Consider the following 16,688-nt stretch of genomic DNA (forward strand, 5'->3'; position numbering starts at 1 on the left):
CAACGAGTATTGGGGGCTCGATGACCAAGCGATTGCACAACGGGATCACAAGCCGATATCCGGCTGGAGCCCACACCATCGAGGCCGGACTGCGGGTCCTCGTCGTGGACGACAGCCGCTCAAGCGCTGTTGCCATCGCCCGGATGGTCGCGCAACTCCAATCCTGCGCCGTCGATACCTGCCTCGATCCGCTCGGCGCGCTCGTGATGTGTCAGACGCAGAGCTTCGACCTGATCCTGGTCGACTACATGATGCCGGGCATGAACGGCGTGGAGTTCATCGCCAATATCCGCGGGCTCGAGCGCTACGCGCTCGTGCCGATCGTCATGGTGACGTCCGAGCTCGACCAGAAGGTGCGGCACGAGGCCTTGGATGTCGGCGCGACCGATTTTCTCACCAAGCCGTTCGACAAGGTCGAACTGCTGGCGCGGGTCCGCAACCTTCTTGCCCTGCGCCGGGCACAGCTCGAACTGGCCGGCAGGGCGCAGGACCTTGCCCGGCAGGTGGAGGCGGCGACGCGCCATCTCGCCGAGCGCGAGGAGGAGGTGATCTGGCGACTGGCTCGCGCGATCGAATATCGTGACGGTGTCACGGGCGACCATATTTCGCGCGTAGCCGAAATATCCCGCCTGATCGCCGTCGGCCTGGGGTTCGACGAGGAGCGCGCGCGCATCATCTATCTCGCCGCGCCACTGCACGATATCGGCAAGATCGGCATCCCCGACGCCATTCTCCAGAAGCCCGGTCGGCTGACCGACGCCGAAATGGCCATCATGCGCGAACACGTCAATTTCGGCTGCCATGTACTTGACGGGGGCTCTTCCGATCTGGTGCGCAAAGCGGCGCTGATAGCCGGGACGCATCACGAGAAATGGGACGGCACGGGGTATCCATCTGGGCTCGCGGGCGAGGAGATTCCCCTGGAGGGCCGCATCGTCGCAGTCGCCGACGTATTCGACGCGCTTTGTTCGGAGCGGCCTTACAAGCGGGCTTGGCCGATCGACGAAGCCTATGGCGAGATCGTCGCGCAACGTGGCCGGCATTTCGATCCCGCTTGCGTGCAGGCCTTCATCCGGCAATGGCCGCAGATCCGGGCCGTCATGACAGGTGACGTCCCGCAATCCGGACTTCTGATGAGCGCTTGAGCTTAGCGATCAGCGGTAGATCGCGCGAATCCCAATTCGCGCGACATGCCTGGTTCAATTTAGCGCGGCGCGCGTTTCGCCAGGATGCGCTGCAGAGTGCGGCGGTGCATGTTGAGCCGGCGCGCCGTCTCCGACACGTTGCGATCGCACATTTCGTAGACACGCTGGATATGTTCCCACCGCACCCGGTCCGCAGACATCGGGTTTTCCGGCGGCGCGGCGCGCTCGCCGCTCATCCGCGTGAGGGCCGCGTAGATGTCGTCGGCGTCGGCGGGCTTCGACAGGTAGTCGATCGCGCCGAGCTTCACCGCGGTCACCGCCGTGGCGATGTTGCCATAGCCGGTCAGTATGACCGTGCGCGAATCCGAGCGCTTTTCCCGAATCGCCGCCACCACATCGAGGCCGTTTCCGTCGCCGAGCCGCATGTCGACGACGGCATAGGCCGGGGCATTGGCGCGCGCCTTGCCGACGGCTTCTTCGACGCTCTCCGCCGTATCGACATGGAATCCACGGATTTCCATCGCGCGGGCCAGTCGGGTCAGGAACGGCTTGTCGTCGTCGACGATCAGCAGCGAAGTGTCGCCTTCGAGCGTGCCCGCCGTCGCGGCGTCGGTTTCCGTGGTCATCGTGTCTTCCGTGATCTGCCTATATTCTGCCACTATATATGGGCTTGCGCGCGAGAATCAAAATTGCCCTGCGAATCCGCTTCCTTGACGCCCGCCTCGACGTGACCCTGGAAAACCGCACGCGGCCAGGACACTTCGACGATCGCGCCTTGCCCCTGCACGAAGGAGTTGTGGAAACTCATCGTGGCGCCGGAGCGCTCCAGCAGGGTCTTGGCGATGAATAGCCCCAGGCCAAGCCCGCCGCCGGGCTCCCCGCCACGCCTGGTCGACATATAGGGCTCGCCGATCCGGTCGATGATGTCGGGCGGGAAACCCTGGCCGTCGTCGATCACGGTAAGCGCGACCGTGTCGGCGTTCCACCGCCAGTTGACCGTCACCGCGTTCTGGGCGAAATCGACGGCGTTCTCCACCAGATTGCCGAGCCCGTACATCACGCCGGGATTGCGCCGCCCGACAGGCTCCGGCCCGATCCTCTCGCCCGGCTCGAGCTTGATGTCGACGCCGAAGTCCCGGTGAGGCGCGATCACCTCTTCGATGAGCGAGGTGAGCGGCATATGCGCAAGATGCTCTTCCGCTTCGGAGGACAGGCTGGTCAGCCGCTTCAGGATTTCCCGGCAGCGCTCGCTCTGGCTGCGCAGGAGGGTCACGTCCTCCTGAAAGCGGGGATCGGACCCCAGCGCGCGCTCCATCTCCTTGGCGACGAGCGCGATCGTGGCGAGGGGCGTGCCGAGCTCGTGCGCGGCGGCCGCGGCCAGGCCGTCCAGCGCCGACAGATGCTGCTCGCGCTGCAGCACGAGTTCGGTGGCGGCGAGCGCGTTGGCGAGAAGCCGCCCCTCCTGCGCGACGCGATAGGCATAGACAGCGGTGAAGATGATCATCGAGACCACGGCCACCCACATGCCGGCGACATAGACGAACGGCATGACGAGCTGACTGCCCTCCGCCCAGGGCAGCGGCATATGGTAGAAGACCAGCGCGGTTGCCGCCACCACGACCAGGCCGCCGATCGCCGCGGTCATGCGAAGAGGCAGCGAGGTTGCCGAGATGATCACCGGCACCGCCATCAAGGGCGAGAACGGATTGGTGAGGCCGCCCGTCACGAAAAGCAAGCCCACGAGCTGCAGGGCGTCGAAGGTCAGGATACTGAGCGCGGCGAGCGGCCCGAGCCGATGCGCAGCCGGAAAACGGAAAGCGAGGAACAGGTTGAGCCAGGCCGAGCAGGCGATCAGCGCGAAGCAGAAGCTGACCGGCAGCGGAAAGCCCAGCCAGTAGGCGACGAAGACGACCGCCGCGCTCTGTCCGACCACCGCCAGCCAGCGCAGGCGGATCAGCGTGTTGAGCCTGAGCCCGTTGCTGTGGGGGTCGAAGGGTCGAAGTTCCTGCATGGAAGGTATATGCTCCAGTGCGGGCTGAAGGGCAAATGGCTAGTGCGAGACGAAGCTGGATGCGCTGATGCTGAGTTCCTACGTCGATCTGAACGGCTTGCACGGTTCATTGCGCCACAACCCTATGCTCAGTGCCGAGGTGTTGAACGTCTCGATAGGGGCCGAAGCTGACGGCCGGCTTTAGGCTACGAAACTACAAGAGCGGAGTGTTCGGTGCGCTGTGACCCAGGCCAAGGCCGACCCGTTGCGGCCATTGTCAGGGGCCAATAACCCTCGATAAGCGACCCGAACAGTTGTGGCCCAACCTGTGGGCCGCATGCGCCCATAGTCGAGGATCTGTGCCACGCCGATGTGGTGAAGAACCTCTACCGGAACAAGGAGGTTTTCGATCCACGCAACAGGCTGGCCTGGCCGTGCTCCGCGCACAATGTGAAGAAGGCCCTCTGCTTTGCGTGTGTGAGGGTGCGCTTGGCAATTCTATTGATCAGTATTTTTCGATAATGCCGAAAATATTGCTATTGGACTTTAATAAAACTCTCTTTCAGTATTCATCCGCAGAAGAGAGTTGTTGGATTGGAATGATAAACAAATTTCGTGAAACAGCCGCCGAGGCGCTGCAGGGCGTCGCAGATGGTGCCGTGGTGCTGATAGGTGGCTTCGGTGCGGTGGGGCAACCTCACGCGCTGATTGACGCATTGGTCGAGCATGGCGCGCGTGACTTGACGATCGTCGCAAACAACGCCGGAGTAGGTCGGACCGGTCTGGCGCGCCTTCTGGATCTGGGCAGGGTACGCCGGGTTATCTGCAGTTTTCCACGCAGCTCTGACCCTGTGGTCTTTCAGAAGCTTTATGATGCCGGGCGCATCGAACTGGAAATTGTCCCGCAGGGTACCTTGGCTGAACGAATGCGCGCCGCCGGCGCGGGAATCCCGGCATTTTACACGCCGACTGCGGTGGGAACTGCACTGGCCGAAGGCAAGGAAGTGCGTGAGTTTGATGGTCGAGCTTATGTGCTGGAGCAAGCTCTGCAGGGCGATCTAGCGCTCATAGAAGCTTGGCAAGCGGACCGCTGGGGTAATCTCGTCTACCGGAAAAGCGGCAGGAATTTCAATCCGGTAATGGCGATGGCCGCACGGCGAACCGTGGCCCAAACCCAGCATGTTGTCGGACTGGGAGAACTAGACCCGGAGGCGATCGTAACGCCCGGAATATTCGTGGATCAGGTCGTGCACGTCGCCTACGGCAATCCTCCTACATTCTGATGAGACCTAATATGGACACGCAGGACAATACCTTGATCATCCCGCTCAGCCGTCGCGATATGGCGAGCCGGATCGCCAGCGACATCGAGGGAGGCTGGTATGTCAATCTGGGTATTGGCATTCCGACACTGATCGCGGACGTCTTGCCGGCTGACCGCGAGATCGTCATCCATAGTGAAAACGGTGTTTTGGGAATGGGCCCGGCCCCAGCCGGGGAAGCGATCGATCCATGGCTGGTGAATGCCGGCAAGGGCTACGTCACCCTTCTGCCGGGAGGCGCTTTCATTCATCAGGCTGACAGTTTCGTGGTCGTGCGGGGCGGCCACTTGGACCTTTGCGTCCTGGGGGCCTTTGAGGTGGCCTGCAATGGCGACATCGCCAACTGGGCAACGTCCCTGGGCAAGACGGCACCTGCTGTTGGCGGGGCGATGGACCTCGCTGCGGGCGCTAAGCGGCTGTGGGTCGCCATGGAACATGAAACGCGAAACGGTCAGAGTCGCTTGGTTGAGCGCTGCAATTTGCCGCTGACTGCCAAGGGTGTCGTGGACCGAATCTACACAAATCTGGCGTTGATTGAGATACGCGAAACTGGATTTTGCGTTCTGGAGATGGTTGCCGGGCTAACACCGGAGTCCTTGCAGGACAGGACAGCCGCGAAGCTGGATTTCACCAGCCTGCGAAAGGACCAGCCTTACGGTCCGGCCACATCGCTGGGGCCGAAAGGGTAACGCAGCATGGCGACCAACGTCAGCATGTCAGGTTTGCGTTCCTCCGCCGCCGTGATGGCGCCTCGCCGCCTGTTGGCTGCCTATCCCACGGCGCTGAACTTCGCCCGCTCGACTGTCGCGCATCTGGCAAGACACGACTGGAGGTTGACCCGTCTGCGTTTCGACATTAACGCCGAAGGAATTGGCACAGCGCTTTATCGGCTGGACTGGGGCGCACAGACTTTTCATTTCCTCGTAGTATCGAAGAATTTTCCGGCGGATCAGAAGACCGACCGGAGTTTCGGCGAGAACTGGGACATTTCGGCGGTGCTCTGCGAAGGGGCGTGGTCGGCGGCGCGCGAGACATACTTGCTGGCTGAAACGCCAAAGCAGCGCGCCGGTCGCTTCGACTACGACACGCTGGTCACTTTGCGGGGCAATCGCAGCGGGCGGGTGTTCGACCACGTCGTGGAAAGTCTGGCTGCCGGGCGATTGCCCGACTCCGCAAGGCTGGCCGATGTCGGCTATATCGTGCGCACCACCGGCCTGATCGCCAACGGTGCCTTGGGAATGCGCCCTTTCGAGGGGCTTGGCGATGATCATCCCTTTGCTTTGCCCTACTATTTGCAGATGGTTTCCGCGATGCTCCTGCGGGAATTCGTCTTCGAACTGGTCGATGCGATGGCAGCACAACGCAGCTCGAGCGCGATCAGATTGCCCGATTCCTATCGGCGTTATCTGGGTGTTGGTAACGCCGCCGGAGCGGGCCTCGTGGCCTATGTGGCCGCAAACCCCACGACCATTCACCGCTGGATTGACCTGAATGAACGCGCCATTGCTGAGGCATGGCAACTTCCGATCGCGGCGAAATCGGTCGATGCAGGGCGGCTGGCGACGTTGCTTGAACGAGCCATTGCGTATTTCACCGAGGATGGGCGCGACGGAAACGGGATATTTTCCGGGAACATATCCATTGCAACAGGGCTGCGGGCCTTGCAGCCGCTGGTGCTGGCGCAGGCTCAAGCCGAAGGGCCGACGCCCGAATCTTTTCGTTCGACCCTTGCCGACCGGCTTGCGACGCAGGAACCAGACGTTGCAGAGGTTTTTCACGCGCTGCTGGTCGAACTCCTGCCCGAGGAAAGACTTCAACGCTATCGCGCCTCGATGCGGGCATCCGCACTGCCGGAACTGGATTTCAGGCAGACGGCTGACCAATTGCGTACCCTGCTGCGCGAACAGTTTGGTTGGGCGCTGGAATACGACTTCACCGCCAGGAATGCTGCCCGCAACTTCTGGTATCGCTCGATTGCCGCCCCGCTCGATCCGCGGCTTGGGGTTCGAGAACAAGATCCGGGTTCTGAATTCGAATGGCGGATGGACACTGCCTGGCGTGTGGCCAACTTGAACCGGCTGCTGGAAAGTTTGCCCGCCGAAACCCCGTTGGCGCATGTTTTAGCGCAACATCCCGAGCATCGCGATGTGGCGCGCCGATCGCAGGCCCTTTCAGGCTGTTCCTATGGCGAACTGCATGAGAACCGGCTGGATGCCGCATATACGCCCTTTGCAGCGATGCGCCTGAAGCTTGCTTTCTATGGAATGGACAAGCTCGATCCCACGTATCCCAAGTCTGTGCGCGGCGCCTTGCTCCAAGGAGCGCCGACGATGGCCGATCTCATGGCCGGGCGCGGCGAAGGAGATTGGCCTTTTCCCCTCGCGCCCTTGGCCGATGCCGCTGATCCGGTCAGGTATCGGCCGGCCGGGGACGCGGCCGAGAGCATCCCTGGTGTTGAGGGCCGCGAGACATTCGAGGAGCAGGTCTGCTCGCCGGTCGAGCTTCGAAGGCTCGTGTCCCGGGCGCTACACGGAACGGGTCTGCCGCTTGGAGTGGCTGACGGCCTGGCGCTTAGCGTCGAGAGCGCCGAGCTTTGGCATGGAAACGGCTTTACCCGGCTGGCAGGGCTGCTCGCGGCGAAGGTAGTGCGCCCTCTCCGGCTTCCGGCTGCTGATATCGCCAATGGCGCTACTGATAAAGCCACTGGCCTTGCGGCGCTTTCCCTTGGCCAAAGCCCTGTCGAACTTGCTTGTTTGGCGGCCAGACAAGGCAAGACAGGTGTTTTCAACGCTGCCGGAGCCACGGATGGGCGGTTAAGCGAAGGCATGATTGCACGCGGCGATGACGCGAATTGCGCTGTCGTGATGATCTCCTCCGAGCCGGACGCATACGGCGTCTCGATATTCGTACCGACCTCTGGCGATGCCGGCGGCCTGATATCGGTCACGACAACGAATCTCGGCGAGCGTGCAGATATCCTCCGCGCCATAACGAGCTATCCGGCGTTTGCAGGATCGCCTTCGGATCTGTTGGGCAGTGCCGCCGGAGTCCGGTTTTTGGCGGTGGCGAGCGAGAAGCCGCAGGAGCTCTGGGCGCACATGGTCCGGGCTGCCGGTTCTTCGGCGCTGATATTATCCCGAGCCGAGATCGAGACGAGACGAAGGCATGCTATGCGCCACGGAATCAGGATCGCGAACAAGGTCAAGGCGGAGATAGAAGCCTTTAGCAAGGCTGTCTTCATCCCTGCCGGAGCTTCATCCGGAGATAAATACGTGCCGGGGAGCCGGATATGACGATACGCGGCAAGGTGCATATCGTCGGCGCTTTCGAGCACCCTACGCGTCTGGCGAGTGACATCTCCACGGCCCGCCTTCATGCCGAGGTGGCGCGTGGCGCGCTGGATGACGCCGGTTTGCAGCTGCAGGATGTGGACGGCTATTTCTGCGCCAGCGATGCGCCCGGCGGAACGCTGGCGATGGCAGAATATCTGGGCTTGAACCTGCGCTATCACGATTCAACCGAAGGCGGAGGCTCCTCCTATCTCTCGCATGTCGGGCATGCTGCTGCGGCCATTGCATCTGGCCGCTGCAATGTCGCCCTGATCACCATGGGCGGGCGTCCACGTTCTGAAAGCGATGGGCGGGCGACCCATCTTTCAGCGCCTGCCTTGCAGTTCGAACAGCATTTCAGGCCGACCGTGCTGTCAATGTACTCGATGGCCGCCGCGCGGCACATGTACGAATTCGGCACCACGAGCGAACAGCTTGCCTGGGTCAAGGTCGCAGCCTCCCGGCATGCCAGCCGCAACCCCAACGCACTTCTGCGCAAGGAAGTGAGCGTCGACGATGTGCTGGCTTCGCCCCTTGTTGCCGGTCCGCTGCACAGGCTGGATTGCTGCGTGATTACCGATGGCGGCGGGGCGCTGGTTTTGACCCGCCCCGAAATCGCGCGGTCGCTCGGCCGGCCGTCGGCGCTGATACGCGGTCATGGCGAAACGCTTCGCTATCATCGGTCCACCGGCTACGACTTGCTGGAAACAGGCGTCCGGGCAGCCGGGAAAGCTGCATTCGACGAGGCTGGCATCACCGTGCAGGACGTACGCTACGCTTCGATCTACGACAGTTTCACCATCACCGTCGTGCTGCAGCTCGAAGACCTTGGTTTTTGTGAGAAGGGCCAGGGCGGCCGTTTCGTGGAAGATGGCGCGCTCATCGCCAATAGCGGGGTGTTGGCCGTCAACACCGACGGCGGCGGCCTGTGCAGCAACCATCCGGGGTTTCGCGGCGGCATGGTGAAAATGATCGAAGCAGTCCGCCAGATCCGTGGTGAAGCTCATCCCGACCTGCAGGTTCACGACTGCGACATCGCGGTGGTGACCGGTATCGGCGGGATGCTGGGCTCACGACACGCAGGCTCAGTCATCGTGGTAGAAAGAGGCTAGGCCATGAGCGGCAAAACGCAGAACTTGGCGGACAGGACACCAGAAAACGCTCCTTTCTGGGCAGCCGCAGCCGAAGGGCGGCTGGCTTTGCCTTATTGCGAAGATTGCGGGACTTTCCACTGGCTACCGCGCGGACAATGCCCGCATTGCGGCAATCTCCAATGGAAATGGCGCGCCGCCAGCGGGCGTGGAACCGTGCACAGCGTCTCAATCATGCATCGTGAATCTCCTCCCGTTACCCACGCGATCGTGCTGTTGGAGGAAGGTGTTGCGATGATGACCCATCTGCTTGCCGACGATGCCGGCTCCTTGCGGACCGGCATGAAAGTGACCTGCGTTTTTCAACCGTTGAACGGCGTCGAGCACGCGGTGCTGTTCAAACCAGAAACGGAAGGCTGACATCGCCACATGGACGTTACGATCCGGCAGCTAAAGGCATTTCTTGAGATAGCGAGCGTGCGTAATTTCCGCATCGCCTCGACCAATCTCGGCATGTCACAGCCGTCTTTGTCGGCCATGCTGAAGAATCTGGAAAGCTCGCTCGGTACGCCATTGTTTACCCGCACGACGCGTCAGGTGAGCCTGACCACGGAGGGCGCGCGCTTCATCCCCATAGCCGACGGGCTGGTGAGAAACTTCGAGCTGGTCATCGGCAACGCCAGGCGCGACGTCAAGGACCGGGGAAACCGCGTCTCGATCGCTATCTCCGTGACATCGATCATCCCGCTGATCTTCCCGAGACTGTTGAAGGAATTGTCGCAGACCCATCCGCAGATCAAGGTGCGCCTTGTATCAGGGCTGTCGCGAGACATGCTTGAACGGGTCGCGCTCGGCGATGCGCATCTCGGCATCATCAGCTCTCTGCCCGACCCGGAGCTGTTTGTATCACGTAAGCTTCTGGCTGATCGTCTGGTGGTGATCGGTCCGCGCAGTGATCCGGCGATGCAGGATAAGTCGGCCATGAACTGGGCGTTGTTGCGCGAGCAACGCTTCGTGTCGTGGAATTCGGGCGGCGGAATGCGCGACGTCATCAACATGACGCCGCAATTGGCCGAGCTCATGGAGCATTCGTACTACGAGGCGTCGAACTGGGAGGCGCTCAAGGGAATGATCTACGCGGGTCTCGGCTTCGCGATCGTTCCCTGGATCATCGCGCATCAGGAGCGCGGTGGAGATCTGACCTATCGCGAGATCGCGCGACTGCCCGGGGAGGCGGTTTCAGGGCGCGAGGTTTTCATGATCGAGCGCCGGGACACGATCCGTTCCAGTGTGACAAACGCCGTTGTCGATCTGATCGATCGCCACCTCGACGAACGGACCGCCGACACAGGCGGAACGTAGCCTGAACTAACTGGGAGGAAGAAAAATGAACTTCTCAAACAAACTCAGCCGTCGCGCTGTTCTGCAAAGCATGGCTGTCACTGCCGCCGGCGCATTGCTGCCGACAGCGGCTTCACGGCAAGCCCTTGGCCAGTCGAGCAAGCTTCTCTACGTCAATACATGGGGCGGCACCTGGACCGAAACCGAACAACGTGCATTCTTCGCACCTTACACCGAACGTACAGGCGTGGAAGTTCGCACCGTTTCGCCGGTTTCCTTCGCGGCGCTGAAGGCGCAGGTGGAATCGGGGCGCTACGAATGGGACGTGACCGCGATCAACGAGCCGGCCTGGGTTCGCGCCTATAGTGACAAGCTGGTCGAACCGCTGGACTGGTCGATCATCGATCGCGCCAGCGTGCCTGAAGACGCCATTACCCATGATGGCGTCGCAGTCTGCGTGCTGAGCACCAATCTGTGCTACCGTACGGACAAGTTTCCCGAAAACGCTCCCCAGACCTGGGCGGATTTCTGGGATGTGGAACGGTTCCCGGGTAATCGGGGCATGTATCAGGACGGTCGGACCAGCATCAGGCAAGCCCTGCTGGCTGATGGCGTTCCGGTGGACCAGCTTTATCCGATGGACATCGATCGCGCTCTTGCCAAGCTGTCCGAGCTCAAGCCTCATGTGAAAGTCTGGTGGCGTCAGGCTGCGCAGTCCCAGCAACTGATCCGGGATGGCGAGGTGGATCTGATGCCGATCTGGAACTCTGGGGCCACGAACCTGAAGCGGCAAGGGGCACCGATCGAAATCTCGTGGCATCAGGCAATGCCGGTCCGCACGATCTTGGGTGTCGTGCGCGGTGCCTCCAATCGCGAGAATGCTTTTCGCTACATCCAGCTGTGCCTGGAAGCTGATCGGCAGGCTGAATTTACGCAAGGCGTCGGCTACGGCCCGGCGAATGTCGAAGCTTTCGACCACATTCCGGCGGAAGCGGCGCGCGGTATGCCGACGCACCCTGACAATGCTCCCCTTGCGGCGGTGATCGATCCGGTTTGGGAAGCCGAACACTCCGACGAGATCGAGGAGCGGTTCCTGGAGTGGCTGGTGAAGTAGTCACAATCCGCCCAAACGCATAAAGGGAGAGCACATGTCATCCGGATCGATGAACCCATCGGTCGGTAAGCCAGCATGGCGTCGCAATATTGCGGGCTATGGCTTGATGGCGCCGATCACCGTCTTCCTGGCTCTAGCCTTCCTGCTACCGCTTGGATTCGTCTTTGCGCTGAGCGTGACCGAGCCATCGGTCACGTTCGATCACTTTCTCCGTATCCTGAATGTGCCGGCGTATCTGACTGTCATGTGGAGCACCTTCCGTACCGCGCTGACGGTGACAGTGGCCTGTCTTGTTCTGGGTTATCCGATCGCTTACGTGGTCTCCCGACGCACAGATGCCGTGGCGCTGGTGATGTTGAGCATCGTCGCCATGTCATTCTGGACCAGCTTCCTCGTGCGCACCTATGCCTGGCTGGTGATCCTCGGGAATAGCGGGCCGGTAGCCTCCCTCTACGCCGCGCTGGGACTGGGGACCATGCCCCAGCTTCTGTTCACGTCGTTCAGTTCGACCGTGGGACTCGTTCACATTCTCCTGCCTTACATGGTGCTGGCGCTTTACAGCGTGATGAAACGCATCGATCCATCCCATGTCCGGGCTGCTCACAGCCTTGGCGCGACGCCGTGGGTTGCATTCACCAATGTTTATCTGCCGCTGAGCATGCCGGGAATCATAAGCGGCTCGATCGTGGTCTTCACCGTCTGCCTTGGCTTCTACGTCACGCCAATCCTGCTCGGTGGGTCAGGTGACATGATGATCTCGCAACTTATCCACCAGCAGATCGACCAGCTTCTGAACTGGGGTTTCGCGGCCGCTCTTTCAGTCGTTCTGCTGATCGCAACGGCGCTAATCTACTTGCTCTACAATCACTTCTTCGGATTGGACAAGCTGTGGAAATAGTCTCTGTTCAAAAAATCCGGACGATGAGGGAAGTTCAGCGAGGAGGTATGCTTATGAAATTATTCTCTTCCGAGTGGCTTTCAAACGCCATCGGCCGAATTCCGGTCGTGGCGGCAGCGCTGGCCTGCATATTTCTGATCGTGCCGCTGATCATCGTGATGATCATGTCGTTTTCCGCCGCGACCTCGTTTCAGTTTCCGCCGCCAGACTATTCGATGCGGTACTACACGGCCTATTTCAGCAGCTTCAAATGGACGTCGGCGACGTTCGTCAGCGTATACATCGCGCTCGCCACCGCAGCGCTGACACTGGCGCTGGTACTGCCCGCCGGCTATGGCTACATGAACTACCAGTTTCGGGGCCGGGCGCTGATCAATCTGATCATCATGCTGCCGCTGATGGTTCCCAACGTCGTCGCGGCACTCGGCTATTACGGCTATTTCGGGCCACTCGGTCTCGTCGGAACCCCATTGGGGATGGTTCTGGCGCATACTGCGCTGGCGATTCCGGTGACTTTCCTGGTGGTATGCGCCGGTATCAAGGGCTTCGATCGCAACCTGATACGCGCGGCGATGATTTCAGGGGCCGGGCCGATAAGAACTTTCTTCTATGTTTCCGCCCCGGTGTTGCGCCCGACCATCCTGGTCGCCTCGCTGTTTGCCTTCCTGGCCTCGTTCAATGAGGCGGTGGTGTCGATTTTCATCGGCGGTCGCGATGCCTCCACTCTGCCCAAGACCATGTTCGAGAGTATCCAATTGGACAGCGACCCGGTCATTGCAGTCGTTTCGGCCCTGTTGACCATGGCCGTCGTGGTTAGCGTGGTGGTCTCGACCGTGTATTCAGAACGCAAGAAACGCAAATTGCGCCGTCAGCAGGCGCAGGCCATGGCTCAGGTTGAGGTCGCGCCCCTCAAGCAGCCCGGTGCCTTCGACCTTAACCGCCTGGCCCAACAAGGAGATCTGGTATGACGCAAGCGTCGTATTTAACTCTGAAAGACATTCACAAATCCTATGATGGGCTAACCAAAGCGGTCGAGGATGTCTCGATAGACATCCGCAAGGGGGAATTCATCTCGTTTCTCGGGCCGTCGGGCTCGGGCAAGACAACAACGCTGATGATGATCGCCGGCTTCGAGGAGCCCAGCCAGGGTGAGATCATGCTGGCGGGCCATGATCTGACCCGCACCAAACCGTGGCGGCGCAATATCGGAATGGTGTTCCAAAACTACGCGCTGTTTCCACACCTGAACGTCACAGCCAATGTCGGCTTCCCGTTGAAAATGCGGAAACGCCCGCCGATGGAGATCGCCGAGAGGGTGAAAAAGACGTTGGACATGGTGGGCTTGGCGGGCTTCGCCCAGCGCTTCCCGCGAGAGCTTTCGGGTGGCCAGCAGCAGCGGGTCGCTCTGGCAAGGGGGCTGATTTTCGATCCGGACGTATTGCTTCTGGATGAACCGCTGGGCGCGCTGGACAAGAATCTGCGCGAGCACATGCAATTCGAGATAAAGCGTATTCATCAGGAACTGGGTGTGACGATGATCTATGTCACCCACGACCAGACCGAAGCCATGTCGATGTCGGACCGCGTTGCTGTGTTCAACAGGGGGCGTATCGAGCATCTGGCAAACCCGCTGGAGATCTATCGCTACCCGCGGACCAAGTTCGTCGGCGAGTTTCTGGGCGATTCCAATTTCTTTACCGGTGGCCTTTCCGCGGACGGGACTTTTTCGACCGATACAATCGGAGCAGTGCGAATTGCTCCGGCGGAACAGGCGCGCGTGACCGCGCGCAGGGTCGAGTTGCTGGTTCGCCCGGAGCAATTGCAACTGGTCCAGCCTGGACAGAAGGACGAGTTCAACGTGTTCGAGGCGAGAGTCCAGTCGACCGTCAACTACGGTGACAGCCAGTTGGTTATTGCAGGGCTCGATGGCCAGTCGCTGCGGCTGCGCATTGAGGGAGAACGCCAGGTGCCACCGGCGGGCAGCATTATTCACATCGGGTTCCGTCCCGAAGCGGGGCGGATCGTCCCGGCCCATCTATAGCCTGTTCTGAGGCTCCCGAGACAACGCGTGCTCCCGCTACTCTGCGGCAGTACTGCGTCGCCACCGATCTTATTTTTGGAGGACATCATGCTGATTGACGCATTGCAATGCGGAGAATTTTCGCGCGACGTGTTCGAGCGACTGGTGAAAGGACGCTATACCTGCGTCACGCCGACCCTTGGTTTTTGGGAGGGTACGCTGGAATCGATGGACTCGCTCGGCCGATGGCGGGATATGGAGCGCGACAACGCTGACCTCATCCGCATCGTCCGGCGGGCCAACGACATCAGGCAGTGCGAACGTGACGGCAAGCTGGGTATTTTGCTCGGCTACCAGAATTCGAACCTTTTCGAAGGCCGTATCCGTTTTCCCGAACTCTTTGCGGATATGGGCGTGCGCGTGGTGCAACTGACCTACAACAACCAGAACGATGTTTGCGGCTCCTGCTATGAAGATCATGACAGTGGCCTGACCCGTTTTGGTCGCGAGCTGCTGGGCGAAATGGCGCGGGTAGGGATTGTCGCGGATTGTTCGCATGTGGGCGATCGCAGCACGCTGGAAGCGATCGAACATTCGCCCAAGCCCATTGCCGTGACCCATGCGAACGCCTCGTCCATTTTTCCGCACAAGCGCAATCGCTCCGATGATGTGCTCCGCGCGCTCCAGCAGACGGGGGGCGTGATCGGCTGCGCCGCCTATCGGAACATCACGCCTGAGGATGCCTGTGCAGATCTTGTCGCGTTCTGTGAAATGATCGCCCGGATGGTCGAGATCGCCGGGGTCGATCATGTGGGTCTGGGAACGGACTACAGCTACAAAGGCGACGACAAGTTCCGCGAATGGATGCGCAAGGGTCGCTGGACGCGCACCGTCCAGTACGGTGCCGGATCCGCAGCAGTACCCGGTGCAGTGGCAAAGCCCGACTGGCTGAAAGGGCCAGAAAACCTGATCGATCTGGAGGACGGTTTACGCCAGGTTGGTTTTAATCGCGAGGAAGTCGGGAAGATCATGGGTGGTAATTGGGTGCGTCTATACGAGACTGTTTTCGGTTAAGGAGCGCGGCATCGATTGCTCTCTTGTAACTGATATCCGCCAGACCGAACGTCCAATTGGGGCGCATAGCGGCCGTCTAGCGACAATATGCGAGGTCTGCTTGGGTTGAAGGCGGTCGTGACACCTCGGCAACCAGAGAGAATTCGCGCGGAATCGATTCCTTCCGGCATCGACGCAGTGCCGGGATGCCGCAATTCTGGGCCAGTGGCGCGCCGTCGCAGCCTCGACCGATTTTCGAACATTGATCCAGTGACGGATCCCGGCAGGATCGAAGGAATGTTCAGGCGCGGTGGTCCGGGCCGCGTCCCAACGAGAAGCTAACCGAGAATTTGGCTGGCTTCCGCTCTCGGCTCCTTGCGGACACACGCTGGTCGTTGCACCTTTGGCGATTATAGTCGCAGCTATGCCGACGCGCGCCAAGGGCAGGCGAGCCACGCGTCCCGCCCTGTTGAAGAGCCATGAACCGCGAAGCCTATATCAACAGCCTTTTCAGGGGTGCCGATCAGCGGCTCAACTTCCAGAGCCTTGATACCATCTTTCCCGTTGGCCGGATGTCGGCCTCGCCGCGACCTTTCCTGTTTGCCCGCGGTGAGGCGATGACGTTGCCGAGCGAGTACAGGCACGACGGGCAGCGGCGTTCGATCGAGGCCTTGCTCTACGAAACCGAAACGATGGCGTTGCTCGTGCTGAAAGACGGGGAGCTCGTTTTCGAGCGATATGCGCCTTGGGGTGGCCCGGACAGGCGCTGGAAGTCGATGTCGGTGGCCAAGAGCGTGATCTCTGCTGCCCTTGGCATCGCTGTCGGCGAGAGGTTGATCGCGTCCATCGAGGAATCGATTTCCTCCTATCTGCCGGAGTTGGAAGGCTCGGCCTATGACGGGGTGCGGATCAAGGACGTGCTCCAGATGTCGTCGGGCGCGGGCTGGAACGAGGACTACAGCGATCCAAATTCGGATATCAATCGCTTTGCCGAAATCACCGCGCGAGGCGGCTCCTTCAATGCTTTTCCGGCAACGCTGAAACGAGCGCGTGAACCGGGCACTTACAACCTCTATAACAGCACGGATACCCAGGTTCTTGGAATGCTCCTCACGCGCATCACCGAACGTCCGATCCACGCTTATGTGCAGGAGAAACTCTGGCATCCGCTTGGCATGGAGGCCGAGGGCTATTGGCTGCTCGACGACACGGGCATGGAGATGGCCTATGCAGGCCTCAATGCCACAGCGCGGGACTACCTCAAGATCGGCGAGCTCTTTCGTTCGGGCGGGTCCTGGGAAGGCCGACAGCTTGTTCCTAGCGAGTGCAGGGCTATCGCATATGAGTGAGAGCAAGGAGGAGGTAGTCATCGTTCCAGGCGCACT

General features: G+C 60.8%; 15 protein-coding genes. 13 read left to right on the forward strand and 2 right to left on the reverse strand.

Translation table 11 applies throughout. From position 1 onward, the window contains the following. Positions 1 to 89 precede the first annotated feature (89 nt). Positions 90 to 1,145 (forward strand): HD domain-containing phosphohydrolase, encoded by a 1,056-nt coding sequence (locus tag ACCO56_RS31570; protein ID WP_433644944.1) that lies wholly within the window; start codon positions 90 to 92, stop codon positions 1,143 to 1,145. Between the two features lie 59 nt (positions 1,146 to 1,204). Here the strand turns inward: ACCO56_RS31570 and ACCO56_RS31575 are convergent, their stop codons facing one another. Next, a complete protein-coding gene (locus ACCO56_RS31575; RefSeq protein WP_433644931.1) occupies positions 1,205 to 1,771 on the reverse strand; it encodes an ActR/PrrA/RegA family redox response regulator transcription factor in 567 nt (188 codons plus the stop codon). Between the two features lie 32 nt (positions 1,772 to 1,803). Beyond that, complete coding sequence (locus ACCO56_RS31580) at positions 1,804 to 3,156, reverse strand: ActS/PrrB/RegB family redox-sensitive histidine kinase (protein ID WP_433644932.1); 1,353 nt, start codon at positions 3,154 to 3,156, stop codon at positions 1,804 to 1,806. A gap of 581 nt (positions 3,157 to 3,737) precedes the next feature. On the opposite strand from ACCO56_RS31580, the gene ACCO56_RS31585 reads away from it, so the two are divergent. The 12 genes from ACCO56_RS31585 (at position 3,738) to ACCO56_RS31640 (ending at position 16,652) form a co-directional block, all read left to right on the forward strand. After that, on the forward strand, positions 3,738 to 4,418 hold the full coding sequence (locus ACCO56_RS31585) for a 3-oxoacid CoA-transferase subunit A (RefSeq protein ID WP_433644945.1): 681 nt from the start codon (positions 3,738 to 3,740) through the stop codon (positions 4,416 to 4,418). A gap of 11 nt (positions 4,419 to 4,429) precedes the next feature. Further along, positions 4,430 to 5,146 carry a 3-oxoacid CoA-transferase subunit B gene (locus tag ACCO56_RS31590; protein WP_433644933.1) on the forward strand — a complete coding sequence of 239 codons (717 nt, stop codon included), beginning with the start codon at positions 4,430 to 4,432 and terminating at the stop codon, positions 5,144 to 5,146. A gap of 6 nt (positions 5,147 to 5,152) precedes the next feature. Next, positions 5,153 to 7,750: a hypothetical protein gene (locus ACCO56_RS31595; protein ID WP_433644934.1), complete on the forward strand. Its 2,598-nt coding sequence runs from the start codon at positions 5,153 to 5,155 to the stop codon at positions 7,748 to 7,750. Then, positions 7,747 to 8,898, forward strand: coding sequence for a thiolase domain-containing protein (locus ACCO56_RS31600; RefSeq protein WP_433644935.1), 1,152 nt, complete (start codon positions 7,747 to 7,749; stop codon positions 8,896 to 8,898). Before ACCO56_RS31595 ends, ACCO56_RS31600 begins: the two co-directional genes overlap by 4 nt. A gap of 3 nt (positions 8,899 to 8,901) precedes the next feature. Continuing rightward, positions 8,902 to 9,297: a Zn-ribbon domain-containing OB-fold protein gene (locus ACCO56_RS31605; protein ID WP_433644936.1), complete on the forward strand. Its 396-nt coding sequence runs from the start codon at positions 8,902 to 8,904 to the stop codon at positions 9,295 to 9,297. Positions 9,298 to 9,306: 9 nt separating this feature from the next. Beyond that, positions 9,307 to 10,239: a LysR family transcriptional regulator gene (locus ACCO56_RS31610; protein WP_433644937.1), complete on the forward strand. Its 933-nt coding sequence runs from the start codon at positions 9,307 to 9,309 to the stop codon at positions 10,237 to 10,239. Positions 10,240 to 10,264: 25 nt separating this feature from the next. Next, complete coding sequence (locus ACCO56_RS31615) at positions 10,265 to 11,332, forward strand: ABC transporter substrate-binding protein (protein WP_433644938.1); 1,068 nt, start codon at positions 10,265 to 10,267, stop codon at positions 11,330 to 11,332. Between the two features lie 34 nt (positions 11,333 to 11,366). After that, a complete protein-coding gene (locus ACCO56_RS31620) occupies positions 11,367 to 12,230 on the forward strand; it encodes an ABC transporter permease (RefSeq protein WP_433644939.1) in 864 nt (287 codons plus the stop codon). Positions 12,231 to 12,337: 107 nt separating this feature from the next. Next, positions 12,338 to 13,198, forward strand: a complete 861-nt coding sequence (locus tag ACCO56_RS31625; protein ID WP_433644940.1) for an ABC transporter permease — start codon at positions 12,338 to 12,340, stop codon at positions 13,196 to 13,198. Next, positions 13,195 to 14,271, forward strand: a complete 1,077-nt coding sequence (locus ACCO56_RS31630; RefSeq protein WP_433644941.1) for an ABC transporter ATP-binding protein — start codon at positions 13,195 to 13,197, stop codon at positions 14,269 to 14,271. Before ACCO56_RS31625 ends, ACCO56_RS31630 begins: the two co-directional genes overlap by 4 nt. A gap of 87 nt (positions 14,272 to 14,358) precedes the next feature. Next, positions 14,359 to 15,324, forward strand: coding sequence for a membrane dipeptidase (locus ACCO56_RS31635; RefSeq protein WP_433644942.1), 966 nt, complete (start codon positions 14,359 to 14,361; stop codon positions 15,322 to 15,324). A gap of 458 nt (positions 15,325 to 15,782) precedes the next feature. Continuing rightward, positions 15,783 to 16,652 (forward strand): serine hydrolase domain-containing protein, encoded by an 870-nt coding sequence (locus ACCO56_RS31640; RefSeq protein ID WP_433644943.1) that lies wholly within the window; start codon positions 15,783 to 15,785, stop codon positions 16,650 to 16,652. Positions 16,653 to 16,688 lie beyond the last annotated feature (36 nt).

It is taken from the genome of Mesorhizobium sp. 1B3 (genome assembly GCF_050958605.1).
Classification (GTDB): Bacteria; Pseudomonadota; Alphaproteobacteria; order Rhizobiales; family Rhizobiaceae.

Coding starts and splice junctions, on each gene's coding strand:
- ACCO56_RS31575 (WP_433644931.1), bottom strand. CDS start 1,771: ATGACCACGGAAACCGACGCCGCGACGGCGGGCACGCTCGAAGGCGAC.
- ACCO56_RS31580 (WP_433644932.1), bottom strand. CDS start 3,156: ATGCAGGAACTTCGACCCTTCGACCCCCACAGCAACGGGCTCAGGCTC.
- ACCO56_RS31590 (WP_433644933.1), top strand. CDS start 4,430: ATGGACACGCAGGACAATACCTTGATCATCCCGCTCAGCCGTCGCGAT.
- ACCO56_RS31595 (WP_433644934.1), top strand. CDS start 5,153: ATGGCGACCAACGTCAGCATGTCAGGTTTGCGTTCCTCCGCCGCCGTG.
- ACCO56_RS31600 (WP_433644935.1), top strand. CDS start 7,747: ATGACGATACGCGGCAAGGTGCATATCGTCGGCGCTTTCGAGCACCCT.
- ACCO56_RS31605 (WP_433644936.1), top strand. CDS start 8,902: ATGAGCGGCAAAACGCAGAACTTGGCGGACAGGACACCAGAAAACGCT.
- ACCO56_RS31610 (WP_433644937.1), top strand. CDS start 9,307: ATGGACGTTACGATCCGGCAGCTAAAGGCATTTCTTGAGATAGCGAGC.
- ACCO56_RS31615 (WP_433644938.1), top strand. CDS start 10,265: ATGAACTTCTCAAACAAACTCAGCCGTCGCGCTGTTCTGCAAAGCATG.
- ACCO56_RS31620 (WP_433644939.1), top strand. CDS start 11,367: ATGTCATCCGGATCGATGAACCCATCGGTCGGTAAGCCAGCATGGCGT.
- ACCO56_RS31630 (WP_433644941.1), top strand. CDS start 13,195: ATGACGCAAGCGTCGTATTTAACTCTGAAAGACATTCACAAATCCTAT.
- ACCO56_RS31635 (WP_433644942.1), top strand. CDS start 14,359: ATGCTGATTGACGCATTGCAATGCGGAGAATTTTCGCGCGACGTGTTC.
- ACCO56_RS31640 (WP_433644943.1), top strand. CDS start 15,783: ATGAACCGCGAAGCCTATATCAACAGCCTTTTCAGGGGTGCCGATCAG.